The organism is Micromonospora sp. NPDC049102 (assembly GCF_043197485.1).
Lineage (GTDB): Bacteria > Actinomycetota > Actinomycetes > Mycobacteriales > Micromonosporaceae > Micromonospora.
On sequence record NZ_JBICTE010000004.1, the window covers coordinates 213,194 to 238,970 of the forward strand.

The window sequence follows — 25,777 nt, forward strand, 5'->3', positions numbered from 1 at the left end:
GACCCGGTGGCGGCGTACCGTCACCGGCTGCGGATCACCCGGTTCACGCACTCGTGCGTCCGCATCGAGCACGAGGGCGTAGTGCTCGTCGTCGACCGGCACCTGGAGCGAACCGCGCGCGCTGGTCGGCGCGGACGCCGTCCTGGTCACCCACGAGCACACCGACCACGTGGACGTGCTGCGGCTGGCCGGGCTCGGCGTGCCGGTGTACGCCCCCGAGAGCGCCCGGCTGCCCGACCTCGCGCCGCTGCCGGTGACCCGGGTACGCGCGGGACAGCGCTTCACCGCCGCCGGCATCCCGGTCAGCGCCCACGGGGGCCGGCACGCCGTCATCCACGAGGGGCAGCCCGACTGCCCCAACCTCGGCTACCTCATCGGCGACGGGCTGTACCACCCGGGCGACTCGGTGCACGTGCCGGACGAGCCGGTGCACACCCTGCTCGTCCCCGCCCAGGGATCGTGGCTACGCCTCGACGAGGCGATCCGCTTCGCCCGCGCGGTAGGCGCCGCCGCGTACCCCATCCACGACGCGCAACTCAACGACCGTGGTCTGGCGAGCGTCGTCGGCTGGTTCGCCGAGACCATCCCCGGCTACCGCCACCTCGCTCCGGTCGACACCGCCTGAACGACCGCGCCGCCGGGCCACTGCGGTACGCCGTTGAAGGCTGATCCATTCCGGACGAGGCAACGGAATCAATGTCTTTCAGCCTTGATCGAAAGTCCGGAATACGACAGCGCTTCACACCTGTCAGGTGCCCTTGTGGGCTCGCGCTCATTCATTCGTGCCGCAATGATGCTCTTCTCGGCGGCGTGGCTTCCCACTCACGACCGGTCCCTGAGGCATGCCGTCGTCCGTGCCCCCTCGCACACCCGGAGAACTGCCTCATGTCGAACAAACCCCTCGGTACGTCAGCTCGGCAGGCGCTCGTGGCGCTGATGACCCACGTCTCGGAGGCGTCAAATCCGGAGTTGTACGAGCAGTTCCGCGTGCGGATTGAGAAGAACGTCCGGCAGGAGCTCCAAGATGCCGGGTTCATCGTCTGGCGTAAGGGGATGCGCGGAACGATCATTCACGAGTTGACCGAGAAAGGCTGGGAACGCGCGCGACGCGAGCTGAGTGCGGCCCCGCCCGAGCGGGTGTCGTCTGCCTGGCTGTTGCACTACGGAACTCTGATGCACCTGAACCGCCTGCTCACGGCCCACAATCTGCAGCTGGCCGACCTGTACATTGGTCCGCCTGCCACCCTTGACATCGACGGGCAGCCCGCCCCGGCGGAAGAAGAGAGGGCGGCGGGCGAACCGGACGGGATCGAGGCCCGGGTGCGGAACGTGTACCTCCGGCTGGCCGACGCGCCCGGCGACCTGGTCAGCCTGGCGCGCCTGCGGGGGAGCCTGGAGGACCTTGCCCGCGACGACCTCGATCGTGTGCTCCGGGCGATGGACCGACGGCGGGAGATCCACCTTGAGCCGGATCCCAACCGGAAGGCGTTGACGCAGGCAGCCCGGGATGCGGCGGTCGTCATCGGTGGTGAAGACAAACACCTCATCACCATCGACCAGTCATGATCGACGAGACCCAGCGGCTAGCCCTGCTGGAGCTGCGGCGGCTGGACTGGGCGCCAACCCAGGAGGACGTCTGGTCCCCGCTGGACATCCACATCGACGCTCTCAACGGTGAGGCCGGAGCGGCCCTCCTGCGGGCGTACGGGGAGGCGTCTACCAGCACCGGGCGGAGCCCGCTCGGGTTGATTCTGGAGGGGCAGCACGGCGCTGGCAAAACCCACCTTCTGCGGTGGGCACGTGAGCAGGTGCAACGCGGCGGCGGCTACTTCTTCCTCCTCGGGATCTCCGACGGCAGGGCCTTCTGGCCGAACGTCGTGCAGACCCTTCTGCGTGGTCTGCGACGTTCGGGCTCGTACCGGCACACGCAGCTGGAGGTGCTTCTCGACCGGCTGTGTGAGCGCGCCGCCGTGGGCCGGAAGCTGCGCGACCAGATTCGTGGGCGACAACAGTTGACCACGGAGGCGCTCGACGCCTTCGTGACCGCGCTGCGACGGGCGGACCCCGGCCTGGGGCGCGAGTGCCGGCACACGGTCCGGGCCCTGGTGTTGCTGGCCGCTACTGACGACGCGATCCAGGATCTCGGCGAGGCGTTCCTGACGTCGATCCCCGATGAGGACCCGGGCGACCATGCCCGGTGGAGTCTGCCGAGCCGGGCGAAGACGGCACAGGAGATCGCGGAGGAGATATCGCGGCTGCTGGCCAGCACCGGTGCCAGCATGCTCGCGGTCGATCAGATCGACACCGTCATCGCTCAGGCCCGCACCTCCGCTGTCCATCACGGCCAGCCGGAAGCCATGCCGACCGAGTCGGTCGCTGTTGCCGAGGATCTCGGGCGCGGACTGATGCAGTTGCGGGAAGCGCTGCGGCGCACCGTGACCGTGGTCGCCTGCCTGCCCACCTCCTGGCAACTGATCAGCAACCACACGGTCGACTCCGTACGCGACCGTTTTCGTCGGGAGACGCGGCTGAGTCGACTGCCGTCCCCGGACGTCGGCGCGGAGCTGGTTGCCGCGCGCTTCGGCCCTCTGTTCGAGGCGGTGGGGTTCGTGGCGCCGTACCCGACCTGGCCGGTACTGCCGTCGGCGTTCTCCGCCGCCCCCGACTACACCCCGCGTTCGCTGCTCGAGCGGGTGGACGAGCACCTCCGGGTCTGTCTGACGACGGACCACGTCGAGCCACTTCGCGAGTTGGACCAACCACCCGCGTCACCTGCCGAAGACGGACCGACGGCTCCGTCGCAGGATGTCGAGTCGGTGCAGCGACGATTCGTCGTGCTGCGCGAATCGATCGGCGTCGACCGCGCGATGGACCCCGTCAGCGAAGACGTCGAGATGCCTCGGCTGCTCGGGGCCGGACTGCGGGCGTGGACGATCGAACAGGGCGACCGGAACGGGCGATACAAGGTCGTGCTCGGCGAGGACGGCAACCCGTCGATGCACGCGTGGCTCAGGGAGAGCCTCGACGAGTCGACCGAGGACGAGGCGCACTGGTCGTTCCGGGCGCTGTCGCACACGCACCACCGCGCCGTGCAGGCGCGAATCGAGCGGCTTCGCCTGCTCGTCGGCCTGGATCCCGCCGTCGACAAGCGGCGCGCAGTGCTGTTGCGCAACACCCGCTGGCCCACCGGGCCGGTGACCAAACGTCTGTTGCAGGAGTTCGAAGACGCAGGCGGGTTAATCACCAGGGTGTCCACCGAGGACCTGCGTACCTTCGCGGCTCTCGCGGCACTGCTCGACGAGAACGCCACTGCTCTCGGCGACTGGCTGCGGCTGCACCGGCCGGCGGGCAGCACCACGCTGTTCCGGACGGTCTTCGGCACGCCGTCTGGCTCTGCGGATCCGCAGCCTCACGGCCCCGCAGGTCCCGACGGCCCGACCGGGGGACCGCGCCTGCCGGAGCCGGTCCCCGCGGATCCCGGCGAGCGTGGCCAGCCGGGCAGGACGTCACCCGGGGATGTTGACGCCGTTCGGCGGTCACCGACGGCCGGTGGCGAGGGCCTCCTCCTTGGGACGGCGGTCGAGACCGGCGCGGCGGTTCGGGTGCCGATGGAGTCGTTGCGCAAGCACACCGCCATTTTCGCCGGCTCGGGATCGGGCAAGACCGTCCTGATTCGGCGGCTGATCGAGGAGTGTGCCCTACAGGGGGTCTCCACGATCGTCCTCGATCCGAACAACGACCTGGCGCGGCTCGGTGATCCGTGGCCGGAGGCCCCGCCATCGTGGCAACCAGGCGACGCCGAGAGGGCAGCGGCTTACCTGGAGGGCACGGACGTGGTGGTGTGGACTCCCCGCCGGGAGGCCGGTCGTCCGCTCAGTCTTCAGCCGCTACCCGACTTCGCCGCCGTGCTCGACGAGCCCGACGAGCTCGCTCTCGCCCTGGACACGGCGGTGGCCGGGCTCGCACCGCGGGCACGGATGGGCGGCAAGACCGCGAAGATGGATCGCGGCCGGGCGGTACTGCGCGAGGCGCTGGCGTACTTCGCACACAGTGGAGGGATGGGTCTTCGTGACTTCGTCGCGTTGCTCGCGGAGCTGCCCGACAACGCCACCACGCTGACCCGGGCCGGTGAGTTGGCCCACGATATGGCCGAGACCCTCAAGGCCGCGATGATCCTTGATCCGCTGTTCGGCGGTGCCGGCGTGCCCCTCGATCCGGGCATCCTGCTGACTCCGTCGACAGGTAAACGAGCGCGGATCTCGGTGATCAGTCTTGTCGGACTGCCCAGCAACGAACAGCGGCAGGGCTTTGTGAACCAGTTGCAGATGGCGCTGTTCGCGTGGATCAAACAACATCCCGCCGGCGATCGCCCGCTCGGAGGCCTCTTCGTGATGGACGAGGCGCAGACGCTCGCGCCGTCGGGTTCGCTGACGGCCTGCACCGAGAGCACCCTCGCCCTGGCCAGTCAGGCCCGCAAGTACGGCCTCGGCCTGATCTTCGCGACGCAGGCACCCAAAGGCATCCACAACCGGATCGTCGGCAACGCCGCGACCCAGTTTTTCGGCTTTCTCAACAGTCCGATCCAAATCGCGGCGGCGAAGGAGGTGGCGCAGGCCAAGGCGAGCGCGGTCCTGGACATCTCCCGACTGACCGCCGGGCAGTTCTACGCCGTGGGTGAGGGCCTCGGCTTTCAGAAGTTGGCAACACCGATGTGCCTCAGCCACCACCCGACGAGCGCGCTGACCGTGGAAGAGGTATTGGTCCGCGCCCGGAGTTGACAGACCGGCAGGGGGAACAGCATGGATATCGTCATCGACAGCCTGGTTCGGCAGTTTCAGACCGACCGCGACCTCGTCGGGCTGCCACAGGACGAGGCATTCGAGGCCTTTGCGGGTTTCTGTGTGCTCAGCTCTTTCTACGAAAGCGACTTCAGTCCAGACGTCTTCCGAATGGGCGGCGGCAACGACCTCGGCATCGACGTGTTCGGCATACTGGTTAACGGTGAGCTGCTGCACGACGAGGCGGATGTCAGGGCGGCGACCGAGCAGGCACGCCAATTAGACGTACGGGTCATCGTCGTGCAGGCGAAGACTAGCCCCAAGTTCGAGTCGAAGGTCATCGCCGACCTGGCGGACAACCTGGCGCATGTCGTCGACAAGGCCGACCTGCCGTACCCCGCCTCGCCGGACGTGGAGAACCTCCGAGGGTGCCTCCGGGCGGTCTACGGGAACATCGCGAAGTTCTCCGGCGGCCGTCCCAAGTTGCACGTCCGGTACGTCACCACCGGTGGCCAGGTGGCGGACATGCTGCGCAAAAAGGCCGCGTCGGCGGAGCGGGGGCTCATGCGCTCCGGCCGCTTCGACACAGTCGACGTACGCTGCGTGACCCGTGACGAGTTGCGTGAGCTGTACCAACGCGCCACACAGGCGGTACCGGCCACCTTCGAGATGCTCAAGAAGCTCTCACCCCCGACCATGCCCGGCGTGGTTCAGTCGCTGTTCGGCCTGCTGCCCGCCCGCGAGTTGGTGTCCCGCGTGCTGACCGATCCGGCTGGCAACATCCGCAAGGCCCTTTTTCACGAGAACGTCCGGGACTTCCAGGGCTACAACGGGGTCAACGGCCAGATCCGCGACGCCATCCGAGATCCGCTCCAGCACCGCCGATTCGCCGTACTCAACAACGGCGTCACCATCGTCACCCGGGGCCTCAACGTGGTTGGCGACGAGGTGCACATTCGAGACTTCCAGGTGGTCAACGGCTGCCAGACCTGTCACGTGTTGTTCGACGAGCGAGATCGACTCACCGACGATGTGCAGGTCAGCGTACGTATCGTGCACAGCGAGGACGAGAAGGTTATCGCCGGCATCATCGCCGCGACCAACCGGCAGACCGCGGTCAGCGAGGAGGAGCTGTCAACGCGGGAGGACTTCCACCGACGGTTGGAGGACTGGTTTGCGGCGCAACCGGAGGCGCGTCGACTGTGGTACGAGCGCCGCTCCAAGCAGTATGCGGCCCGCAATGAGGTGGAGAAGACACGGGTGGTCAACCGAGCCCAACTCACCCGCGCCTACGCCGCGATGTTCCTCGGAGAGCCGGCTGCCGCGGGTCACTACCGCGAGCTGACCCAGCGTCACCGCGACGCGCTATTCCAGGAGGACCACCTACCGGACGCGTACTACGCGGCTGCTGCTGCCCACTACCGCCTTGAGTGGCTGCTGCGAACAAGGCGAATTCGGGCGACGCTACGGCCGGCGCGCTACCACCTCATGGCTGCTATGCGGTGGCAGGTTCTCGGAACAGAGCGTCTCACCGGCAATCCCCGGCGCGCCAGCGAGCAGTGCCGACGGCTACTCGATCTGGTGTGGGATCCCGGTGCCTCGGAGCAGGCCATCCTCAAACTTCTGCCCACCCTCGGCAGCATCATCGACGCCGAACAGCAGAGTGGGGTGGCCCTCGGGCAGATGGTCCGCAACCGCCGGTTCGCCGACGCTGTTCGCGCGGCGGTGTTACGAGGATGACGGCCGCCTCCGCTGCGCTCCGACGTTCCATCTGTAGGGCAGGTCGACAGGGTTGACCACACCGCGCAGAGCCGCCACCGCCCTGACCGCCGTCCTGCTGCTGATCCTGACCGTCGCGGCCCCCGCCCAGGCCGCCGGTCTCTTCGCGGCCGGTCCCTACTACTGCTCCCAGAACACCGTCGCCCAGGCGCTCTACGGCTGCGGCGACAACCTGTACCCGACGAACGTGTCGGCCCTCGAGGCGTACACCCGGACGTGGGCGGCGTACGGCTGGGTCGACCCGGTCGGCGACCTCTCCGGCGACCCGGTGTACGTCCTGCACGGTGCCAACGACACCACCGTCAAGAAGTCCGTCACCGACGACCTGGTCCGCTACTACCAGCGCTTCGGGGCGAGCGTGCGGTACGACAGCGGCTCCGCCGCCGGTCACGGGTGGGTCACCCCGTACGGCACGCTGGGGTGTACGGCGACCGCGTCACCGTTCCTCGACGACTGCGGCAGCGACCCGCAGAACGCCTTGCTGCGCACACTGCTCGGCGGTGTGAACGCGCCCAACACCGCGGCGCTCGGCGGCACGCTCGTCCGGTTCGACCAGAACGCGTTCGCGGTCAACGGCCGGGCCAACGGGTTGAGCATGGACGCCAACGGTTTCGCCTACGTGCCCTCGGCCTGCGCGGCCGGGCAGTCGTGCCGGCTGCTGGTCGCCCTGCACGGCTGCTGGGACTGGTGGGGCTATCTGGGCGCGACGAACTTCCCGATCAAGGGTGGCGCGCAGGTGGAGACCATCATGAACATGGTCCGCCGGCTGGACGGCTGAGCTGGGCGGCTGAGCTGGGTGGGCCGCTGAGAGCGCTGCTGCCCTCAGCCCAGGAACAGTTGGACGAGCACCAGGACGGCGAGCAGCGCCCGCCCCCGGGCGCCCTGGCGCAGCAGGTCGACGGGGACCATCCCGAACGGCGTGTTGACCGTCGCGCCGCCGTAGTCGATCGGCGGGCGGGTGCCGCTGCGCCAGGCGGCGGCGACCACGCCGAGCGCCAGCGTCGGCGCGAGCCAGGTCGGGCCGGCATCGAGGGTCGGCAGACTCGGCAGGGTCAGCAGCCACCACAGGCCCGCGCCAGCCGCCGGCACCACCACGTGGATCCCGCGCAGCGCCGCGTCGCTGCCGCCCAGTGCCCGGCGCAGGCCCGGTGACCGACTGACCGCGCGCAGACCGCCGGTGAGCCGTTCGGTGGCGACGTAGGCGAGCACCACCTGCGCGGCGCCGGCCAACCCGGGCAGGGCGAGCGCGGCCGCGTACTGGACGCCGGCCAGTCCCGCCCAGATCAGCAGGGCGCTGGGGTGGCGGCGCAACCGGCGTACGTCGGCCTGGAGCAGTGCCCACCAGCCGGGGCCGGGCAGGAAGCGTCGGCTGCGGACCCGGCCGATGCGACGCCAGCGGCGGCTCTCGACGAGGCCGGTGAGCATGCTCGGGTCGAGCAGGATCGTGGCCGTCGCGGCGGCGTTGGCGAACTGCGCGCCGGTCGTCAGCGTGGCCCGGTCGACCCGGGGCAGCGCCCGCAGGGCGAGCACGGTGACGACGACCGCGAGCGGCACCCCGACGGCGACCAGCACGCCGGTCGGCAGTGTCGCCGGCCGGGGCAGCGCCTCGCCGAGGCGACCCGCGATCACCACCACCGCCGCGACGACGGCGGCCGCCACCAGCGGCGTTGCCCCGACAACTGTCGGCCAGCGGCGGCCCGCCCGACTGCTCTGGGCGACGACGGCGAGGGCGAGCGCGGCAGCGCCCCAGCCGGCGCCGGCCGCCGCGGCCCACCCCACGGCGCCCAGGTCGGTGGCACCGCCCAGTACGGCCACGGCCACGCCCAGCAGCGCCGTGCCGGCCGCCGCGCCCACCAGCAGGACGCCGAGTCGCGGCGCGAGCCAGGCCCGCCGGTCGATCGGAGCGCTGGTCACCCAGCTCTGGGTCGCCGGGGTGACCAGCAGCGGACCGAGCGCGCGCAGACCCCGCCAGGCAAGGCCCGCGCCGGCCAGCAGCGCGGCCACCGCCAGCCACCAGCGCACCCCCGCGTCGGCGCGGCCGACGGTGGGGGAGACCAGCATGTCGCGGCTGGCGCTGACCGCGAACCAGCCGTACATGCCCACGAAGAGCACGATGACGTACGCGTCGCCCAGCACGTCGCCCAGCGAGTGCTCGTGGTGCCGGCGGCGGGCGCGGCGCAGGTGCGTCCGTACCTGTCGGGCGCTCGGCAGCCCAGCGGGCGTCGGGGTGACCGTGGCCGGTGGGGCGCTCACCGGCCGATCTCGATCCGCTCGTCGACCACCGCGTCGATCAGTTCCGGGTCGTGCGAGGCCAGCAGGACGGCCGTGCCGGCGTTCCGCTCCCGGCGGAGCCGGTCGGCCAGCCACTGCCGGCCGCGCACGTCCAGCCGCTGCTCGGGCTCGTCCAGGATCAGCAGCCGGCGCGGGCGCACGAAGCAGGAGGCCAGCGCCAGCCGTCGGCGCTGCCCGCTGGAGAGGGTCACCGGCAGTTGGTCGCGGGCCGGTTCCAGGCCCAGCTCGGTGAGCACCTCCTCGACCGGCTCGGCGTCGCCCCCGTGGGCGTACGCGACCAGTTCCAGGTGCTCGACCACGGACAGGTCGGGAAAGAAGTCGATGTCGTCCAGGGCGGCCGCGACGATCGCCCGCACCTCGGGGTCGGTCTCGTCGGCGCGCCGGCCCTGCACCAGCACCTCACCGGCGTCCGGGCGGTCGGCGCCCACCACGCAGCGCAGCAGGGTTGTCTTGCCGCTGCCGTTGGGGCCGAGCACCACCGCGATCCGGCCCTCCGGCAGCGTGAAGGTCACGTCGTCGAGCACGACCAGGTTGCCGAAGTTGCGGCTGAGTCCCCGCACCGAGAGAGCGTCCACGGTCACACACTCTCCCAGACCCGCGCCACCGGCCACGACGAGCGATCGACATCACGCCGACCCGGTGGGACACACCGGTCAGGGGATGGCCGGCGGCACGTCGACGTCGTGTTCCAGGCGCTCGTCCGCAGCGGCGAGCGCCTGGTCGTCGTCGACCTCCTCGGCCACCGTCGCCGCGTCCGCCCAGAGCCGCCGCGCGTCCGTCGGGTCGCCCAGCGCGGCGGCGGCGTCGCCCAGGTAGAGCAGGGTACGCCCCAGCCCCGCCGTGGGTCGGGTCTCGGCACGCAGCCGTCGGCTCTCGGCCAGCAGCTCGTACGCCGCCCGCGCCTGCCCCGGAGCGCTGGTCAGCAGCGTCGCGCCGGCGTTGAGCAGCGCCGCCGCTCGGCTGGTCGGGTCGTTGACCGACTCGTACTCGCGCAGGGCCGCCCGCCAGGCCTGCGCCGCGTCCAGGTGCTCGCCGAGGCTGGCGTGCACCAGCACCAGGTTGGTCAGCGCGGCCGCGTAACCGCGCGCGTCACCCACCGACCGGAACGTGTTCGCCGCCCGCACCAGGTGGCGGTGCGCAGTTTCCAGCTCACCCCGGGCCAACTGGGCCGCGCCCAGGCCCAGGTCGGTGAGGGCGTGCCCGGACCGGTCCGCCGACGAGCGGTGCCGGCGGGAAAGCTCCAGGTGCTCCACGGCATCGTCGAGCTGCCTCAGGTCGAGCAGGGCCAGGCCGAGGTTCATCCGCGCCTGTGCGGTGCCCCGACGGCCGCGTTCGGCCACCGCGAGGGTGAGCGCCGTCGCCGCGCCCTGCGGGTCGTGCCGACGCCGGCGCAGCACGCCCAGCTCGTTGTGCGCCCACCCGGCGATCTCCGGACGGTCGTCGGCCGTCGGGGTGGCCAGCACCGTGCGGCAGACCTGCTCCCACTCGTTGAGCCGCTCGACGTGCGCGAACCACCCGCACAGCGCCACGGCCAACCGGAACCACCACCGACGTACCCGCCGGGGCAGCGCCTCCGCCGCCCCGGCCGGCACCCGGACGACGGCCAGCAGCAGCTCCTGGTGCAGGTCGAACCAGCCGTACGGGTCGTCGTCGAGCGGCAGCGACCACTCCCGGTCCGGCGGTGAGCCGAGCACGGCCAGGTTGGCGGCGTGCCGTTCGGCGCGGCGGGCCAGGTGACGGGTCAACCGGGCCTGCGCGGCGACCCGGGAGCCGGCCGGATCGGCGTCGCGCAGGTGCAGCCGGGCGCTCGGCGCGAGCAGCGGGCGGATCTCGTACCGGTCGCCGGGCGCGCCGACCACGAACGCGGCGGCGGCCAGCCGGTCGAGCAGCGCGGTCACCCGCTCGGGGTGGCGGCGGGCCAGGGCGGCGATGGTCGGCCGGTCCACCGGGGCCGGGCTCAGGGACATCAGCCGGTACAGCCGACGCCCCTCGCGGGTCAACGCCCGGTACGCGGTGTCCCGCTCGGTGACCAGCTGCACCGCGGGCGAGACAGCGACCCGCTGGTGCGGTGGTGTGCGTGCCGCGCGGCGCAGCGCGTCCAGCACGTCGGAGTGCCGCCAGCCGTGCTGGGCGGTGCGGTAGCCGAGAGCACGCACAATGCGGGGCTGCCGGCCGCACAGGTCGACGATCTCGCGTACCGCCGGGTCGGTGCGCGGGTCCGCGCGGCGGAGCCGGGCGGCGGGCGCGGCCCCGCCGGCGTCCGCGAACAACTCGACCGCCTCGTCCGGGCCGGGTTCGGCGATCCAGTGCTCCACCACGCCGTTGAGGCCGCTGAGCGTGGGCCCGCCGGCCAGCAGCAACCGGGAGGTGCGCGTGGTCGGTGGCAGCAGCGGCCGGACCTGCTCGGGCCGGTCGACGTTGTCGAGCACCAGCAGGATCTTGCGGCCGTCCAGCTTGCGGCGCAGCGCGGCGGCGGCGACCGCGAGGGCGTCCGGGCGGCCGGAGGTCGGCGGCGGGGTGCCCAGCACACCGGCCAGCGCGGTGAGCACCTGCCGAGCGGACCGGGGACGACCACCACGGCGTAGGTCGAAGTGGTACTGCCCGTCCGGGAAGTCCTCCCGGCACAGGTTCGCGGCCTGTACGGCGCACGCGGACGTGCCCACCGCCCGTCGGCCGAGCACCGCCACCGCGTGCTCGCGGGCGAGCAGGTCGAGCACCGCCCGGACGTGTTCCTCGCGACCGGCGAACCCGGCCGTGTACGGCAGGTTGGGCACGTCGGTCACCGGCGTGGGGACGACGTCGGTCGGCTCCGGGCCGGTCTGCCGCACTGCTCGCCGCCGTCGCACCTCGAACACCACGAAGCCCCCGCCACCGAGGACCGCCAGCGCGATGCCGGCCGGGCCGAGGACGCTGGCCGCCAGCTCGGAGAGCAGGTTGCTGGCGAGGTTGCCGAGCACCCCGCTGACCAGCGTGCCGACCGCGATGAGCACCGGCCAGCGCGGCGCCCGGCCGTTGCCGCCGGGGCTGGTCACCGGACACCACCGGAGACCAGCCCGGCGACGAGCTGCCGCCGGGCGACCACCATGAGCAGCACCGGAAGCACCGAGGCGAGCACCGACCCGGCGGCCAGGATGCCGCTGTTGGACACGAAGCCGCGGCTCTGCCCGGCCAGGAACAGCCCCACCGGCGTGGCCTCCGGCCCACTGAACAGCAGCCCCACCGCCAGGTCGTTCCAGACCTGGACGAACTCCAGCACGGAGACGGCGATCACCGCCGGCAGGTTGTGCCGGGCCAGCCGGTGCAGGGTGCCCCACCAGCGCCGCCCACCGAGCCGCGCGCCCCGCACCTGCTCGGCCGGCAGGTCGGCGAACGCGTTGCGCAGTACCAGCACCGCGAACGGCACCCCCAACGCCACGTGCACCAGGGCCAGCCCGCGCGCGGTGCCGGAGGAGAGCACCGCGCCGAGCACCTCGTTGACCGGCCCGGCGATCACCTGCACCGGCACGACGGTGGCGGCCATCAGCAGCAGCCCGGTCGCCTGTGCGGCCGGCCCGGTGAGCCACGCCAGCGGGTACGCGGCCAGCAGCGCGACGAGCAGCACCGTGGCGGTGACGACCGTCGCCAGCAGTAGTGTGAAGCCCAGCGCCCGCCACAGCTCGTCGCCACCGAGCAGTGCCGTGTAGGAGCCCGTCCCGGGTGGTGCCGACCACCAGCCGCGCGCGGCGGCGTCCACCGGACCGTGCGCGGAGGTCGCCACGAGCACCACGAGCGGGATCAGCCAGGCCACCGCGCCGCCCGCCGCGAGCAGCCGGAACAGTCGTCGCGGCGGCGTCGTGGGGGCGGGGTCGGGTGACGGCTCGACGCGCGGCGGCGGCCACGCCTGTCGGACGAAGAACGCCGCCACCAGCATCCCGGCGACCACCGCCACCAGCCAGACGACGCCGAGCGCGGCGCCCTGCCCGGTGGTGGTGCGGCCCGAGGTCTGCCACACCTGCAACGCGAGCACCGTGGCGTCGTCACGGACCGACCCGGGCGTCATGACGAGGATCAGGTCGAACGTCCGGCTGGTGCCGAGCGCCACCAGCGCGAACACCACCGCGACGGTACGCAGCAGCAGCGGCCGCCACTGCGCGTCCCACAGGACGTGCCGTCGGCCACCGCCGTAGGCGCGGACCGCGTCGGCCAGGCTCGGCGGCAGCCGGTCCAGTGCGGCGCGGAAGACCAGCACGGCCAACCCCACCCACGCCCACACGAACGCCGACATCAGCGCCACCGTGACCAGGCCCCGGCCGAGCAGCTGTGGGGCGTCGTCGGCGGCGCGGCCGGTGAGTCGCGCCGCGAGCAGGGTGGCCACGCCACGCGTCGGGTCGGGGTCGTACATGAGCCGGAAGGTCACCCCGGTGACGACCAGCGGCAACGCGACCGGCACCAGCAGGATCAGGCGGACCAGACCGCCCTCCTGGGAGCGGCGGGACGCGACGGCGAACAGGTAGCCCAGCGCCGTCACCACCGCCGGCACCAGGACCGCCCAGAGCACCGTACGGCCGACCACCGCGCCGGTGCCGGGCGCGGCGAGTGCGGCCCGGAAGTGCTGCGCGCCGACCCAGCGACCGTCGGTGGTGACGCTGGCGTGCAGCGTACGCAGCACCGGCCACAGCACCAGCGCGCCGAGCAGCACCGCTGCCGGCAGCAGCAGCGCGGAGGTCGCCCCGGCCGCCGGGTAGGCCCTGCCGCGTCGGGGTGGGCCGACGTCGTCCAGCACCGCCAGCTCGCCGAGCACCTTGACCTGGCTCATCGGCCACCATCCGCGTCGCGGGCCGCCGCGGCGAGCTGCCTGGTGGCCCGGCGTACCGCCTCGTCGGCCCGGACACCGTCGGTGACGTCGGCGAAGAAGTCCTGCATGATCGGCCAGATGCCGATGCCGTCGGAGCCGGTGAACGGCGCGGGCAGCTGGTCGGACAGGTCGAAGTGCAGGGTGTCGGGGCCGCGCATCTCGCGGGCGAGCTGGCGACGGACCGGGTCGGCGTAGTCGGTCAACGGGATTGTGGTGTTCGGCGACAGGTAGCCGCCGGCGCGCAGCCAGGGGCGAAAGGCGTCGGCCCTGGTCAACCACTCGACCAGCTCCACCCCACCCCGGGCGTCGGCGAACACCACCGCCACGTCCCCGCCGACGATCAACGCGCCGCCACCCGCACCGGCGCTCGGAAACCGGAAGGAGACCGGAGTCTCGGCGCCACCGCGGAACCGGCCGACCACCTCGGCGGTGAAGTCGGCCTCGAAGACCATCACCGCCCGGCGGGCGTTGACCACCTGGATCACCGACTCCTCGTACTGGGTGAGCAGGGCGCGACGGCCGCCGCCGAGGAACGCCCCGTCGATGCTCCACAGCTCGGCGAGCCGATCCAGGGTGTCGCGCACCGCCCGGCCCTGCCAGTCGCCGTCCGACGCGGCGAGGGCGTCGTACGCCGCCGGGGCGAGGTCGGCCAACACGTTCTCGAACCAGTCGGTGAGCACCCAGCCGTCCGCCGCGCCGATCGCCAGCGGCGCCGGACCGGCACCGCGCCGGGCGAGCGCGCCGAGACGGCGGGTCAGCGCGACCAGAGCGTCCCAACTTGTCGGCTGCTCGGGCAGCATCGAGGGCAGGTGCCAGACCAGGGACTTGTGCGCGGCCTTCACCCACACGCCGAAGCGCTGCCCGCCGGCCATCAGCAGGTCGCCCAGGCCGATGGGTACCGCGTACTCGGTCGAGGGGCGTACCGGCCGCAGCCACTCCCGCGCGGCGTACTCCGTGACCAGGCCGGGACGCGACATGATCGCCACGTCGGGGGAGGTGCCCGCGAGATGCCGGGCGCGCAGGAACGCGTCGATGTCGTTGCCGGCGCTGACCACGCGCACCGGGTGGGGGTAGGTGGCAACGACGTCGCGGAAGCGGTCCAGCTCGCCCCCGGACCAGACCACCGCCACCTGCACCGATCGGCTGACACCGGCACACCCCGCGACGGTCGCCGCCGTACCGGCCGCGGCGGCGCGCAGCAGCGTACGTCGGGTGACCCGGCCGTCCGGCGTCACCGCGGCACCTCGTCGGTCTCGGCGACCAGCTCGTGCCGCTGCGGGATCTCGGCGAGGGTGGCCGGGTCGGCGGTGCAGACGAGTGTGGCCACTCCCGGCGCGCCCGGCGGCGCCAGTCGGGGCAGCAGGTCGCCGAGGCGGCTGCCGCCGGGCGGGTCCACGGGCAGGTCGACCACGAGCACCTCGGGCAGGCAGACCGCCGCCCGGGCCAGCGCCACCCGGAAACGTTGGGCGTCGGAGAGCACGTGGGGCAGCAGACCCAGCGTGGGCGCCAGCTCCAGCCGGTCCACCACCGTCGCCGTCCAGTCGTCGGCCATCTCGTGCACCCGTTCGCGCTTGCGCTGGCCGTACTCGATGTTGCGGCGCACGGTGAGCTGCGGCAGCAGCGCCCCACCGGCGGGCACGTAGCCGATCTGCCGGCGCGGCGGCGCGAGCGCCGTGACGTCCCGGTCGCCGACCATGATCCGGCCGGCGACCGGGGCGGCCAGGCCGGCCAGTACGCGAGCCACGGCCGTGCCGACCCGCGGTGGCGCGACCAGGGCGACGGTGGCGCCGAACGCGACGTCGAGGGTCACCGGCCCGGTGCCGGGCACGGCGACCAGTGCGCGTACTCGTAACGTGGCCCTCACCTCCGGTGACCCCTGGTGCCCGTCCCAGGGTGGCACACCGTGCCGACAGTCGATGTCCCGCCGATCTTCCGATGTGGAATCCGATGTGGAAGTGGCGGCGGCTACCGGGTCGGGGCGTAGAGGGCGGCCAGGCCGCCGGCGGTGGCGGCCAGGCGGTCGCGGAGCGCGACCGGGCTGAGCACCTCCACGTCGGTGCCGAGGCGCAGCAGATCGCCGTGGGCGTGGGTGAGCGACTCGATGGGCAGGACGGCTGTCACCCAACCGCGCGCGTCGGGTGGCCCGGCGCTGGCGTCCACGGCGGACACCACCGGATCACTGCCGATCTCCCGCAGCCGGTCCCGGCCGGCGGGGGACCGGCGTACGGTCGCCTCGTCCTGGTGCAGTTGGGCGCGGAACCGCACCACGTGCTCCCGCCACCAGGCCGGCAGGTCGAAGTCGGCCGGCCACCACGTACCACCGGCCGCCCTTGAGCACCAGGCCGTACGGCTCCAGCACCCGGGTCACCTCACCCCGCCAGCCCCGGTAGCGCACCCGCACGCGCTGCTGCCGCCAGACGGCCTCGGCCGTGCGGGCCAGCTCCGGGGAGGCGTCGCCGTCGGCGTACCAACCGGGGGTGTCCAGGTGGAAACGCTGCTGGAGTTGGGTGGCCCGGTCCTGCAACGGCCTGCGTCCCACGCAGATCGCGGTGGCCTCGCCGCCCGGTGCCGCGCATCCGGGGCGGTGTTAGGGTCCGACCACCGCCCCGGGAGGAAGCGATGCCCTCCGACCATGTCGACGTGCTCATCGTCGGCGCCGGCCTGTCCGGCGTCGGCGCGGCCTGCCACCTGCGCCGCGACTGCCCCGACAAGACGTACGCGGTGCTGGAGGCGCGGGACGCCGTGGGCGGCACCTGGGACCTGTTCCGCTACCCCGGCATCCGGTCCGACTCGGACATGTTCACCCTCGGCTACTCGTTCAAGCCGTGGACCGACGCGCGGGCCATCGCCGACGGCGCGACCATCCGGGCGTACGTGCGCGAGGCCGCCCGGGAGTACGACGTACAGCGCCACATCCGCTTCTCCCACCGGGTGACGCGCGCCGAGTGGGACAGCGGCACCGCCCGCTGGACGGTGCACGCCGAGCGCACCGACACTGCCGAGACGGTGGTGTTGACCTGCTCGTTCCTGTTCGCCTGCACCGGTTACTTCCGTTACGACGAGGGCTACACGCCCACCCTGCCGGGCGTCGACGCGTACACCGGGCGGTTGGTGCACCCGCAGCACTGGCCCGCCGACCTGGACCACGCGGGCCGGCGGGTGGTGGTGGTCGGCAGCGGCGCGACCGCCGTGACGCTGGTGCCGGCCCTGGCGCGGCGGGCCGCCCACGTGACGATGCTGCAACGCTCACCGACGTACGTCATCGCCCTGCCCTCGCGTGACCGGCTGGCCGACGCCCTGCGGCGTCGGCTGCCGGTGGGCGTCGCGTATCCGGTGCTGCGGTGGAAGAACGTGCTGCTGTCCACGGCCAACTTCCAGCTCAGCCGGCGCGCGCCGGGGCTGGTGAAGCGGCTGCTGCGCCGGGCCGCGACGCGCCTGCTGCCGGTCGGGTACGACGTCGAGCGGCACTTCTCGCCCCGCTACGACCCGTGGGACCAGCGGCTCTGCGTGGTGCCCGACGGCGACCTCTTCACCGCTCTGTCAGAGGGCCGGGCGTCGGTGGTGACCGACACCATCGACACGTTCACCGCCGACGGCCTCCGGTTGGGCTCCGGCGACGAGGTGAGCGCCGACATCGTGGTCACCGCGACCGGGCTCAACCTGCTCGCGCTCGGTGGCCTGACGCTGCGTGTCGACGGTGTCGACGTCGAGCTTTCCGAGACCGTCGCCTACAAGGGCATGATGCTCTCCGGCGTGCCGAACTTCGCGCTGACGATCGGCTACACCAACGCGTCGTGGACCCTCAAGGCCGACCTGGTCGCCGGCTACGTCTGCCGGCTGCTGCGCCACCTGGACCGCACCGGCCAGCAGGTCGTCACCCCGCTGCCGCCGCCCGGTGACGAGCGGGCCCCGCTGATCGACCTGCGCTCCTCGTACGTGCTGCGCGGCGTCGACGCCCTGCCCCGGCAGGGGGCGAGGGCGCCGTGGCGGCTGCACCAGAACTACGTCCGTGACGTGCTGCTGATGCGGCACGGCCGGCTCGCCGACGAGGGTGTGCGGTTCTCCCGCCGCGCCCGCGAGCAGAGGAGCAGCGATCGTGCGGAGGTTTGAGTTCGCCGGCGCGACGGCCGTGGTGACCGGCGCGGCCAGCGGTATCGGTGCGGCGTTGGCGCACGCTCTGGCCCGCCGGGGCGTGGACCTGGCGTTGCTGGACCGGGACGCCGAGCGGTTGGACGCCGTCGTCGCCGCCATCGGGGCCGCCCACCCGGACCGCAGGCTGCACACGTACCGGGTGGACCTCGCCGACGCGGCGGCCACCGCCCGGGTGGCGGCGGAGATCGTCCAGCGCCATCCCCGTGTCCGGCTGCTGGTGAACAACGCCGGCGTCGGCCTCGGCGGCCGGTTCGACCAGGTGACGTTCGACGAGTTCAGCTGGGTCGTCGACATCAACTTCCGGGCCGTGGCGCAGCTGACCCACGCGCTGCTGCCCGCGCTCAAGGCCGAGCCGGGCGCGCACCTGGTCACCATCTCCAGCCTGTTCGGGCTGATCGCGCCGGCCGGGCAGGCCGCGTACGCGGCGAGCAAGTTCGCCGTCCGTGGCCTCACCGAGGCGCTGCGGCACGAGCTGGTCGACGATGGCATCGGGGTGACGTCCGTGCACCCGGGCGGAATCCGGACCCGGATCACCGAGAACGCCCGGGTCGGCAGCGGCGTGTCGAGCGAGGAGTACGCCGCCGGCCGGGCGCAGTTCGAGAAGCTGCTGACGATCGCGCCGGAGCGGGCCGCCGAGGTGATCCTGCGGGGCGTCGAGCGCCGCCGGGGCCGGGTGCTCATCGGCTGGTCGGCGAAGGTGCCCGACCTGCTGGCCCGGCTCCTGCCGGCCTCGTACAACCGGCTGTTGGTGGTCGGCCTGAACCGGGGCGTGACGCGGCCCGCGCCGGCACCGCCGCCGGTCGCGGACCCCACCTGATCAGGGCGGGCTGCTGCCCCGCTTCTCCTCCTGGGCCAGCACCGCCTCGCGGTGCTCGGGCTCGTCGCGGCGGGCCAGCTCGGCGGCGAGCCGTGGGTCGGTCACCAACCGCTCCCGGTTGCGGTGCAGGAAACTCTCGAAACCCCCGGTGTACGGGCAGGCCAGCTCGCCGAGCGCCCGCTCCGGGGCGTACCGGCAGCCGGCGCAGTAGTCGCTGATCTCGTCGATGTCGGTGCCGTCCACCGCGTACGGTCGGGTGTCCACCCTGGCCAGGTCGGCGTACTGGCTCATGCCGATCACCGTCGCGTTCATCACCCAGTCGGTGCCGTCGACGAAGCAGCGCTGGAACCAGTCCGCCACCTCGGTGGGACGCCAGCCGCGCTGCAACGCGTAGTTGCCCAGCACCAGCAGTCGGGGACTCTGGTGCGTCCAGGCCCGGTCCCGGACGGCGGCGAGCACGTCGGCCAGGCAGTGCGCCTCCACCGCGTCGGCGTCCAGGTCGGCGAACCACCGCGGCATCGGCTCGGTCGCGGCCAACCAGTTCGCTCCCCGAAAGCGCGGCTCGTGGTACCAGTACAGCTGCCAGAGGAACTCACGCCAACCCAGCAGCCCGCGGATGAACGGCTCGACCGCGGTGCGGGGTGCGGCGCCGGAACGCCACGCCTGCTCGGCCGCGCGTACGGCCGGTTCGGGGTGCAGCAACCCCAGGTTGAACGACGAGGAGAGCGCCGAGTGCGCGAACAGCGGATCGTCGGCGCTCATCACGTCGGCGTAGCGGCCGAACCCGGGCAGCCGGTACGCGAGGAAGTGCGCGAGCCGCGCCTGTGCCTCGGCGTGCGTGGCGGGGTGCTGCCGGGGGCCGTCCCGCCCGACGAACCGGATCCCCTCGGCCGCCCACCGGTCGAGGTCGCGGCGGACCTGCGCGTCGATGTCGTCCTCGACGATCGGCGGTGGTGGCGGCGGCGTGGCGGGTACGGCGGGTGCCTCCCCCCGGGGCCGTCGCGGCGTCGGGGCGGTGGCGGCGATGCGGGCCGGACCGGCCAGCACGGCGTGCCGGCGGCGGGCCTGCCGGTAGTGGTCGGCCATCCGCAACGGGCCCCGGCGGGAGCGGTCGGCCCAGGCCGCGAAGTCGGCCTGGCTGGTGATGAAGCCGCGCGGCGGCAGCACTGTCAACCCGGGCACCGAGCGGGCGAACCCGAGCGCGGCCCGGGAGTGCGGGTGGCACACCTCCACCGGCTCGGCGACCTGGGCCAGGGCCTCACGGAACGTGCCGGTCCGCAGCAGCAGCGCCCGGTCGCCCAGCTCGGCGGCGCGGTGACGCAGGGCGGAGAGGATCAGGTGCGCCTTCTGCCGGTGCATCGGGCGACGGCGGAACAGCTCCCGGATCTCCACGAGGAGGACCGGTTGATCGGGGTCGTCGAGGAAATGTGGCCCGAGTTGGTCGGCCAGCAACCATCGGCGGCGTAGCATCCCGCAATTCTGCCCATTCCCGGGCCGTCCCGCGCGCCGGCAGGCCGTGTGATCGATGCCTGATCCGGATCGGGGTCAGGCCGCCGCCATCGCGGCCGACCCGGCGTCGCGTCCCCGCAGCACCACCGTCACCGCCACGAGGGCGACCAACAGTAGCGCGAGCACCGGCACCGGGGCCGGTCCCAGCGGCACGAGCAGCGCCAGTCCGGCGACCACCGGATACGCGGCGACCACCGCGCCGTGCTGCTGGCGGCGTACGTGCAGCACCCAGACGGTCAGGAGGAAGACGGCTATCGGTACGGCCACCGCGTACGCGGCGGTCGTACCGGAGACGTGCGCGAGGTGCCGCTCGTGGTCTACCACCACGGGCAGGCCGGCTCCGACCGCGGCGATCGCCGCGAAGATCAGGTAGTGGCCGTAGCCCCACACCAGCGAGTACGGCAAGCGGTCCGGCGCCTCGACCGGACGGTCGAAGTACAGCCACCACAGCGCGTACACGATGACCGCGCCGGCCGCCGCGAGCGCCCAGAGACCGTGGTCGCCCGCGTCCAGCCCGGTCTGGATCGCCACCGAGATCGCCAGCACCGCCTCACCGAGCACGATGAGCGTGAACAGCCCGTACCGCTCGCCGATGTGTCCGGGATGCCACGGTGTCATGCCGGGACGCTCGGCCACCGCCGGCACCAGCAGATCGGCGAGGGCCAGCAGCAGGAACGTCATGATGCCCCAGCCGTCGGGCAGCACCAGCCGCAGCAGCCAGCCGAGCTGCACGACGCTCACGCCGATCGCGTACCGGCGGGCCGCGGCCCGGTGCGTCGGGTCACCGGCGGCGGCCCGGCTCCACTGCCCGACGGCGGCCAGCCGCATGACCACGTACCCGTAGGTGATGACGGTGAAGTCGCCGTCGCTGAACGCGCGCGGCACCCCGGCCGCCAGGATCAACGCCCCGGTGATCTGTACCAGTGTGGTGATCCGGTAGACGTCGTCGTCGGTGTCGTACGCCGAGGCGAACCAGGTGAAGTTCATCCACGACCACCAGATCGCGAAGAACACCATCAGGTAGCTCGGTAGCGCGTGGGTCAGGTGCCCCTCGGCGACGTCGTGGTGCAGGCTCGTCGCCGCCTGCGCCACGGCCACCACGAAACAGAGGTCGAAGAAGAGTTCCAGGGGGGTGGCCGAGCGGTGCGGCTCGTCGCGGCGGCGGGGCCTCATGGGCCGGTAGAGCGGCCGCACCGAACGACTGTGGGTCACCGCAGCTCCTCAGGCCGACCGTCGGGCTCGGGCACACGATAGCGGGTGCCGACGATGCGGTTCGGCCAGGTCAGCCGCGCCGACGGCCGTGGGTCAGCCCCTCCAGCACCAGCGTCAGGCCGGCGCCGACCAACCAGACGTCCTTGGCCAACCCGGCCCCCTGCTGGGTCGGCCGGACGCTGCCGGGCCGGCGCATCCCCGGCGTCTTCAGGTAGAGCTGCACGAGACCCGCGCCGAACGCGGTCAGACCGAGCCCCACCAGCGGCGTTGGCACGAACGGCGCGAGCAGCGCCGCACCCAGGGCGACCTCCGAGTACGACAGCAGCTTGGCGAACCGCGGTGGGTCCAGTTGACCGAGCTGCGGAACGGCGGCGACGGCCATCCCGTGCATCGCCTGCGCGGCCTCGCCCTCCAGGTTCCGCTTGCCGAGGCCCGAGTCGAGGAAGTACGCGCCGATGGTGGCCCGCAGCGGCAGATGCGCGAGTTTCATGATTACTCCCGATGGCCGTGGTCCGAATCGCGGCCCGCGTACCCACCGTGACCCCCGATAACCCGCCGCCCAACCGACTGGGCCGACCGTGATGATCGCGGTAGGTTCGCCCGGGGCCCACCGCCGAGCCCGGTTCACCGGCCCGGTACCGGCCCCGCCACCGACCACCACCAGGAGGCGAAGTGAGCCAGGAAGTCCGGGGAGTCATCTCCCGCAGCAAGGGCGCGCCGGTCGAGGTCACCACGATCGTGGTGCCCGACCCCGGCCCGGGTGAGGCGATCGTCCGGATCCAGTCCTGCGGCGTCTGCCATACCGACCTGCACTACCGCGAGGGTGGCATCAACGACGACTACCCGTTCCTGCTCGGCCACGAGGCGGCGGGGATCGTCGAGCAGGTGGGGGAGGGCGTCACCGACGTCGCCCCGGGCGACTTCGTGGTGCTCAACTGGCGGGCGGTCTGCGGCGACTGCCGGGCCTGTCGTCGCGGCCGACCCTGGTACTGCTTCAACACCCACAACGCCACCCAGCGGATGACCCTCACCGACGGCACGGAACTCGCGCCGGCGCTGGGCATCGGCGCGTTCGCCGAGAAGACGCTGGTGCACGCCGGACAGTGCACGAAGGTGGATCCGGCCGCGCGGCCGGCCGCCGTGGGTCTGCTCGGCTGCGGCGTGATGGCCGGCCTCGGCGCGGCGATGAACACCGGCAACGTGACCCGTGGTGACTCGGTCGCGGTGATCGGCTGCGGCGGCGTCGGGGACGCGGCGGTCGCCGGCGCGGCCCTCGCCGGCGCCACGACGATCGTGGCCGTGGACACCGACAGCCGCAAGCTGTACTGGGCGAGGAAGTTCGGCGCGACGCACACCGTGAACGCCTCCGACGTCGACCCGGTCGAGGCGATCCGCGCCGCCACCGGCGGTTTCGGGGCCGACGTGGTCGTCGACGCCGTGGGCCGACCGGAGACCTGGAAGCAGGCGTTCTACGCCCGGGATCTGGCCGGCACGGTCGTGCTGGTCGGCGTGCCGACGCCGCAGATGCAGATCGAGCTGCCGCTGCTGGACGTCTTCGGTCGCGGGGGCGCGCTCAAGTCCAGCTGGTACGGCGACTGCCTGCCCAGCCGGGACTTCCCGATGCTCACCGAGCTGTACCTCCAGGGCCGTCTCGACCTGGACGCCTTCGTCACCGAGGAGATCGCCCTCGACCAGGTCGAGAACGCGTTCGAGCGGATGCACCATGGCGACGTGCTGCGTTCGGTGGTGGTGTTCTGATGACCGTCCGGGTCGACCACGTGGTCACCTCCGGCACGTTCTCCCTCGACGGGCAGACCTTCGAGGTGGACAACAACGTGTGGGTGGTGGGTGACGACGACGAGTGCGTCATCCTCGATGCGCCGCACGACGTGGCCGCGGTCCTCGCGCTGGTCGACGGTCGTCGGGTACGGGCCATCCTCGCCACCCACGCGCACGATGACCACGTACGGGTGGCGCCCGAACTGGCCGAGGCCACCGGCGCGCCGATCCTGCTGCACGCCGACGACCGGGTGCTCTGGGACATGGTCCACCCGCACCTGCCGCCGCACGGCGAGCTGCGCGACGGGCAGGGCGTCGAGGTGGCCGGCACCGCCCTGTGGGTGCTGCACACCCCCGGGCACAGTCCCGGCGCGTGCAGCTTCCACGCCCCGGACCTGGGCGCGGTGTTCACCGGCGACACCCTGTTCCAGGGCGGGCCGGGCGCGACCGGGAGGTCGTACAGCGACTTCGACACCATCGTCTCATCGATCCGTACCCGGCTGCTGACCCTGCCGGCGGACACGGTCGTGCACACCGGTCACGGTGACGACACCACCATCGGCGCGGAGGCCCCACACCTGCCGGAGTGGCTGGCCCGGGGGCACTGACCCGCGCGTACCGACGGCCGGCTCAGCGTTCGTCGGCTGCGCCCAGCACCGGCTTGACGTCCAGCACGGGGGTGCCGTCGAGGGCTTCCAGGTCGGCCACCTCGACGCGCAGCCCGTCCACCGCGAGCACCCGCACCCGGTGCAGCCCGATCGGGTTGGGCCGGTGCGGGGAGCGGGTGCTGAACACGCCCGTCACCGGGCGGGTCTCGTCACCCCGCGGACGCACCGCCAGGACGTCGCGCCGGGCGCGGTCCAACCAGGTCAGCACCAGCAGCTCCGCGCCGACCGCCAGGTCGCGCAGAGCCGGCTCGACCTGCGGGTCGAAGACGAGCCAGGCCGGTGGCGCGCCCTCGTCGCCCTGCCGCGGGGCGCTCGCCGCGTCGACCAGCGGCGAGGCGACCCGGCCGACCGGGCGCAGCAGGTACGCGTCGACCATCTTTGCTCCCTTCGGGACAGTGCCCCCCGTCAGCGTAGGCATTACGATCCGGCGAGCGAGCCAGGTCGCGCCGCCGACGCTGACGCCGTGGCGGTCGCTCAACGCGCGCCTCGACGCCCCCGCCGACCTGCACATCACCGTCTTCCAGGAGTTGGACACGGAGCCGGACACGCCGTGACGGCGACGTCCGAGCGGGACGCGCCGCACGCCGGGGCCCTGACGCCGGCGCAGGCCGTCGCTCTCGGGTAGCTGGTGGTGGACCCGTCCTTCGCCGGTACCGCCACCGGCGACGCGCTGGAATCCGTGGCGCGGCGGTACGGTTTCCCGCTGCGGTGGCACCCCGGCTTCGCGCTGGCCGTCGACGAGGTCGACGCCGAGTTCCGGGGCCCCGCGATCCCGGTGCTCGCGGCGCGCCTGCACCGGGAGTTCGCCCGGCCGGGCGCGCCGGTGGACGCTGCGCTGATCGGCCGGGGCGCCGTGTCGGTGGTGACCGAGCCGCACCGCTGGGCCGACCGGGGTTCGGCCGCCGACACCCTCCAGCACCTCAAGCAGCTCTGGCACGTGCTCGTCCGGTTCGGTACGGCCCATCCGGGCTGACCGGATCGCGCGGATCGTCCGTTTCGTCCAGTTGTCGCGCGACCACGCCGACAATCCGAATTCCCCGAGGTGACCGGCACCGCAGCCCGTCACGGGGGAGACATTTCCGGAATGACCGACTCGTCGGGCTGGTTGTGTCCCCCGTACCGCCGGAGCCCAAACCCCTTTTCCGCGGTTCTCCCGAGGCGCGTTCACCCCGGAGCGCTCCGCACGATCGAAAGGAACCATCGTGAAGTCCGACTTCACTCGATGGCTCCCCGCCATCGCCAAGGACTCGTACCGCAAGACCGCGCTGAGCGTGGTGGGTGTTGCCGCCCTCGGTGGCCTGGCGCTCGCGCCGACCGCGACCGCCGCCCCGGTCACCTCCGGGCCGCACCAGGGTGCCGTCGCCGCCATCGACCTCGCCACCGGCAAGGCGGCCACCGCCGCTCACCACGAGGAGCAGCCCGTCGAGTCCGGGCTGACCACCGGCTCTCCCACCGGCAAGCCGCCGGCCGGCAAGCCGAGCCGCGACGAACTGATCCCGCACGGCATCGAGGGCGCACAGTCGCGCATCCCGCTCGACAAGGCGCAGCTCGACAACGCGCGGGCGATCGTCGACGCGGCCAAGAAGACCGGCGTCGGCGACCGTGGCGCGGTGATCGGTGTCGCCACCTCCCTGCAGGAGTCGAAGCTCTACAACCTCGGCCACCTCGGCGCGTACAACGACCACGACTCGCAGGGCCTGTTCCAGCAGCGTCCGTCGTCCGGTTGGGGTTCGCCCGAGCAGATCACCGACCCGGAGTACGCCGCCACGGCGTTCTTCGACGCGCTCAGGAACGTCGGCGGCTGGCAGGACCTGCCGCTGACCGCCGCCGCGCAGACCGTCCAGGTCTCCGCCTTCCCGTACGCGTACGCGCAGTGGGAGGAGCAGGCGGCGGACGTCGTCCAGCAGCTCTGGTGACCTCGACACACCGGCCGGCCCCCGTCACGGGAGCCGGCCGG

General features: G+C 72.7%; 21 protein-coding genes and 2 pseudogenes. 12 read left to right on the plus strand and 11 right to left on the minus strand.

Going from position 1 to position 25,777, the window contains the following annotated elements:
* Window positions 1-27: 27 nt before the first annotated feature.
* From ACGFH9_RS07085 to ACGFH9_RS07105, 5 genes and pseudogenes are all read left to right on the plus strand, one after another.
* Window positions 28-625, plus strand: a pseudogene (locus ACGFH9_RS07085) (MBL fold metallo-hydrolase).
* A gap of 260 nt (window positions 626-885) precedes the next feature.
* Entirely contained in the window at window positions 886-1,566 is a 681-nt protein-coding gene (locus tag ACGFH9_RS07090; RefSeq protein WP_393216489.1) for a hypothetical protein, read from the plus strand.
* Window positions 1,563-4,778 (plus strand): helicase HerA domain-containing protein, encoded by a 3,216-nt coding sequence (locus ACGFH9_RS07095; protein WP_393216491.1) that lies wholly within the window; start codon window positions 1,563-1,565, stop codon window positions 4,776-4,778. The genes ACGFH9_RS07090 and ACGFH9_RS07095 overlap by 4 nt, the downstream gene beginning before the upstream one ends.
* Before the next feature lie 21 nt (window positions 4,779-4,799).
* Entirely contained in the window at window positions 4,800-6,518 is a 1,719-nt protein-coding gene (locus ACGFH9_RS07100) for an AIPR family protein (RefSeq protein WP_393216493.1), read from the plus strand.
* Window positions 6,519-6,570: 52 nt separating this feature from the next.
* The gene (locus tag ACGFH9_RS07105) at window positions 6,571-7,335 is read left to right on the plus strand and encodes a hypothetical protein (protein ID WP_393216495.1); all 765 of its coding nucleotides are present in this window, start codon (window positions 6,571-6,573) and stop codon (window positions 7,333-7,335) included.
* 44 nt (window positions 7,336-7,379) lie between these two features.
* Here ACGFH9_RS07105 and ACGFH9_RS07110 read toward each other — a convergent pair whose 3' ends face one another.
* The 7 genes and pseudogenes from ACGFH9_RS07110 to ACGFH9_RS07140 all read right to left on the minus strand — a co-directional run bounded on the left by ACGFH9_RS07110 (window position 7,380) and on the right by ACGFH9_RS07140 (window position 16,222).
* Window positions 7,380-8,810, minus strand: coding sequence for a DUF6297 family protein (locus tag ACGFH9_RS07110; RefSeq protein ID WP_393216497.1), 1,431 nt, complete (start codon window positions 8,808-8,810; stop codon window positions 7,380-7,382).
* Window positions 8,807-9,430 carry an ATP-binding cassette domain-containing protein gene (locus ACGFH9_RS07115; protein ID WP_393216499.1) on the minus strand — a complete coding sequence of 208 codons (624 nt, stop codon included), beginning with the start codon at window positions 9,428-9,430 and terminating at the stop codon, window positions 8,807-8,809. The genes ACGFH9_RS07110 and ACGFH9_RS07115 overlap by 4 nt, the downstream gene beginning before the upstream one ends.
* Window positions 9,431-9,502: 72 nt before the next feature.
* Entirely contained in the window at window positions 9,503-11,881 is a 2,379-nt protein-coding gene (locus ACGFH9_RS07120) for a hypothetical protein (protein ID WP_393216501.1), read from the minus strand.
* On the minus strand, window positions 11,878-13,644 hold the full coding sequence (locus tag ACGFH9_RS07125) for a hypothetical protein (protein ID WP_393216503.1): 1,767 nt from the start codon (window positions 13,642-13,644) through the stop codon (window positions 11,878-11,880). The genes ACGFH9_RS07120 and ACGFH9_RS07125 overlap by 4 nt, the downstream gene beginning before the upstream one ends.
* Window positions 13,641-14,918 carry a hypothetical protein gene (locus ACGFH9_RS07130; protein ID WP_393216505.1) on the minus strand — a complete coding sequence of 426 codons (1,278 nt, stop codon included), beginning with the start codon at window positions 14,916-14,918 and terminating at the stop codon, window positions 13,641-13,643. The genes ACGFH9_RS07125 and ACGFH9_RS07130 overlap by 4 nt, the downstream gene beginning before the upstream one ends.
* Window positions 14,915-15,547: an ATP-binding cassette domain-containing protein gene (locus tag ACGFH9_RS07135; RefSeq protein WP_393216507.1), complete on the minus strand. Its 633-nt coding sequence runs from the start codon at window positions 15,545-15,547 to the stop codon at window positions 14,915-14,917. The genes ACGFH9_RS07130 and ACGFH9_RS07135 overlap by 4 nt, the downstream gene beginning before the upstream one ends.
* Before the next feature lie 101 nt (window positions 15,548-15,648).
* Window positions 15,649-16,222, minus strand: a pseudogene (locus tag ACGFH9_RS07140) (helix-turn-helix transcriptional regulator).
* Window positions 16,223-16,302: 80 nt separating this feature from the next.
* On the opposite strand from ACGFH9_RS07140, the gene ACGFH9_RS07145 reads away from it, so the two are divergent.
* Both ACGFH9_RS07145 and ACGFH9_RS07150 read left to right on the plus strand, forming a co-directional pair.
* Entirely contained in the window at window positions 16,303-17,793 is a 1,491-nt protein-coding gene (locus ACGFH9_RS07145; protein ID WP_393216509.1) for a flavin-containing monooxygenase, read from the plus strand.
* A complete protein-coding gene (locus ACGFH9_RS07150) occupies window positions 17,780-18,652 on the plus strand; it encodes an SDR family NAD(P)-dependent oxidoreductase (protein ID WP_393216511.1) in 873 nt (290 codons plus the stop codon). Before ACGFH9_RS07145 ends, ACGFH9_RS07150 begins: the two co-directional genes overlap by 14 nt.
* Here the strand turns inward: ACGFH9_RS07150 and ACGFH9_RS07155 are convergent, their stop codons facing one another.
* The 3 genes from ACGFH9_RS07155 to ACGFH9_RS07165 all read right to left on the minus strand — a co-directional run bounded on the left by ACGFH9_RS07155 (window position 18,653) and on the right by ACGFH9_RS07165 (window position 21,863).
* Window positions 18,653-20,122, minus strand: a complete 1,470-nt coding sequence (locus tag ACGFH9_RS07155) for a cryptochrome/photolyase family protein (protein ID WP_393216513.1) — start codon at window positions 20,120-20,122, stop codon at window positions 18,653-18,655.
* A 75-nt stretch (window positions 20,123-20,197) separates the two neighbouring features.
* Window positions 20,198-21,373: a low temperature requirement protein A gene (locus tag ACGFH9_RS07160; protein WP_393216515.1), complete on the minus strand. Its 1,176-nt coding sequence runs from the start codon at window positions 21,371-21,373 to the stop codon at window positions 20,198-20,200.
* Window positions 21,374-21,443: 70 nt separating this feature from the next.
* Entirely contained in the window at window positions 21,444-21,863 is a 420-nt protein-coding gene (locus ACGFH9_RS07165; RefSeq protein ID WP_393216517.1) for a hypothetical protein, read from the minus strand.
* Between the two features lie 182 nt (window positions 21,864-22,045).
* Here ACGFH9_RS07165 and ACGFH9_RS07170 point away from each other — a divergent pair, with 182 nt between their 5' ends.
* Together ACGFH9_RS07170 and ACGFH9_RS07175 are read left to right on the plus strand one after the other, a co-directional pair.
* Complete coding sequence (locus ACGFH9_RS07170) at window positions 22,046-23,131, plus strand: S-(hydroxymethyl)mycothiol dehydrogenase (protein ID WP_393216519.1); 1,086 nt, start codon at window positions 22,046-22,048, stop codon at window positions 23,129-23,131.
* Window positions 23,131-23,760 carry an MBL fold metallo-hydrolase gene (locus ACGFH9_RS07175; RefSeq protein ID WP_393216521.1) on the plus strand — a complete coding sequence of 210 codons (630 nt, stop codon included), beginning with the start codon at window positions 23,131-23,133 and terminating at the stop codon, window positions 23,758-23,760. Before ACGFH9_RS07170 ends, ACGFH9_RS07175 begins: the two co-directional genes overlap by 1 nt.
* A gap of 22 nt (window positions 23,761-23,782) precedes the next feature.
* Here the strand turns inward: ACGFH9_RS07175 and tsaA are convergent, their stop codons facing one another.
* Window positions 23,783-24,196 (minus strand): tRNA (N6-threonylcarbamoyladenosine(37)-N6)-methyltransferase TrmO, encoded by a 414-nt coding sequence (tsaA, locus tag ACGFH9_RS07180; RefSeq protein ID WP_393216523.1) that lies wholly within the window; start codon window positions 24,194-24,196, stop codon window positions 23,783-23,785.
* A gap of 19 nt (window positions 24,197-24,215) precedes the next feature.
* Here tsaA and ACGFH9_RS07185 point away from each other — a divergent pair, with 19 nt between their 5' ends.
* The 3 genes from ACGFH9_RS07185 to ACGFH9_RS07195 all read left to right on the plus strand — a co-directional run bounded on the left by ACGFH9_RS07185 (window position 24,216) and on the right by ACGFH9_RS07195 (window position 25,736).
* Window positions 24,216-24,374: a hypothetical protein gene (locus tag ACGFH9_RS07185; protein WP_393216525.1), complete on the plus strand. Its 159-nt coding sequence runs from the start codon at window positions 24,216-24,218 to the stop codon at window positions 24,372-24,374.
* A 77-nt stretch (window positions 24,375-24,451) separates the two neighbouring features.
* Window positions 24,452-24,793, plus strand: a complete 342-nt coding sequence (locus ACGFH9_RS07190; RefSeq protein ID WP_393216527.1) for a DUF3626 domain-containing protein — start codon at window positions 24,452-24,454, stop codon at window positions 24,791-24,793.
* A gap of 229 nt (window positions 24,794-25,022) precedes the next feature.
* A complete protein-coding gene (locus ACGFH9_RS07195) occupies window positions 25,023-25,736 on the plus strand; it encodes a hypothetical protein (RefSeq protein WP_393216529.1) in 714 nt (237 codons plus the stop codon).
* Window positions 25,737-25,777: the final 41 nt, after the last annotated feature.

What these genes read in the sequence shown, in the direction of transcription:
- ACGFH9_RS07090 (WP_393216489.1), top strand. Translation starts at nt 886, where the DNA reads ATGTCGAACAAACCCCTCGGTACGTCAGCTCGGCAGGCGCTCGTGGCG.
- ACGFH9_RS07155 (WP_393216513.1), bottom strand. Translation starts at nt 20,122, where the DNA reads ATGCTACGCCGCCGATGGTTGCTGGCCGACCAACTCGGGCCACATTTC.
- ACGFH9_RS07125 (WP_393216503.1), bottom strand. Translation starts at nt 13,644, where the DNA reads ATGAGCCAGGTCAAGGTGCTCGGCGAGCTGGCGGTGCTGGACGACGTC.
- ACGFH9_RS07175 (WP_393216521.1), top strand. Translation starts at nt 23,131, where the DNA reads ATGACCGTCCGGGTCGACCACGTGGTCACCTCCGGCACGTTCTCCCTC.
- ACGFH9_RS07095 (WP_393216491.1), top strand. Translation starts at nt 1,563, where the DNA reads ATGATCGACGAGACCCAGCGGCTAGCCCTGCTGGAGCTGCGGCGGCTG.
- ACGFH9_RS07165 (WP_393216517.1), bottom strand. Translation starts at nt 21,863, where the DNA reads ATGAAACTCGCGCATCTGCCGCTGCGGGCCACCATCGGCGCGTACTTC.
- tsaA (WP_393216523.1), bottom strand. Translation starts at nt 24,196, where the DNA reads ATGGTCGACGCGTACCTGCTGCGCCCGGTCGGCCGGGTCGCCTCGCCG.
- ACGFH9_RS07100 (WP_393216493.1), top strand. Translation starts at nt 4,800, where the DNA reads ATGGATATCGTCATCGACAGCCTGGTTCGGCAGTTTCAGACCGACCGC.
- ACGFH9_RS07145 (WP_393216509.1), top strand. Translation starts at nt 16,303, where the DNA reads ATGCCCTCCGACCATGTCGACGTGCTCATCGTCGGCGCCGGCCTGTCC.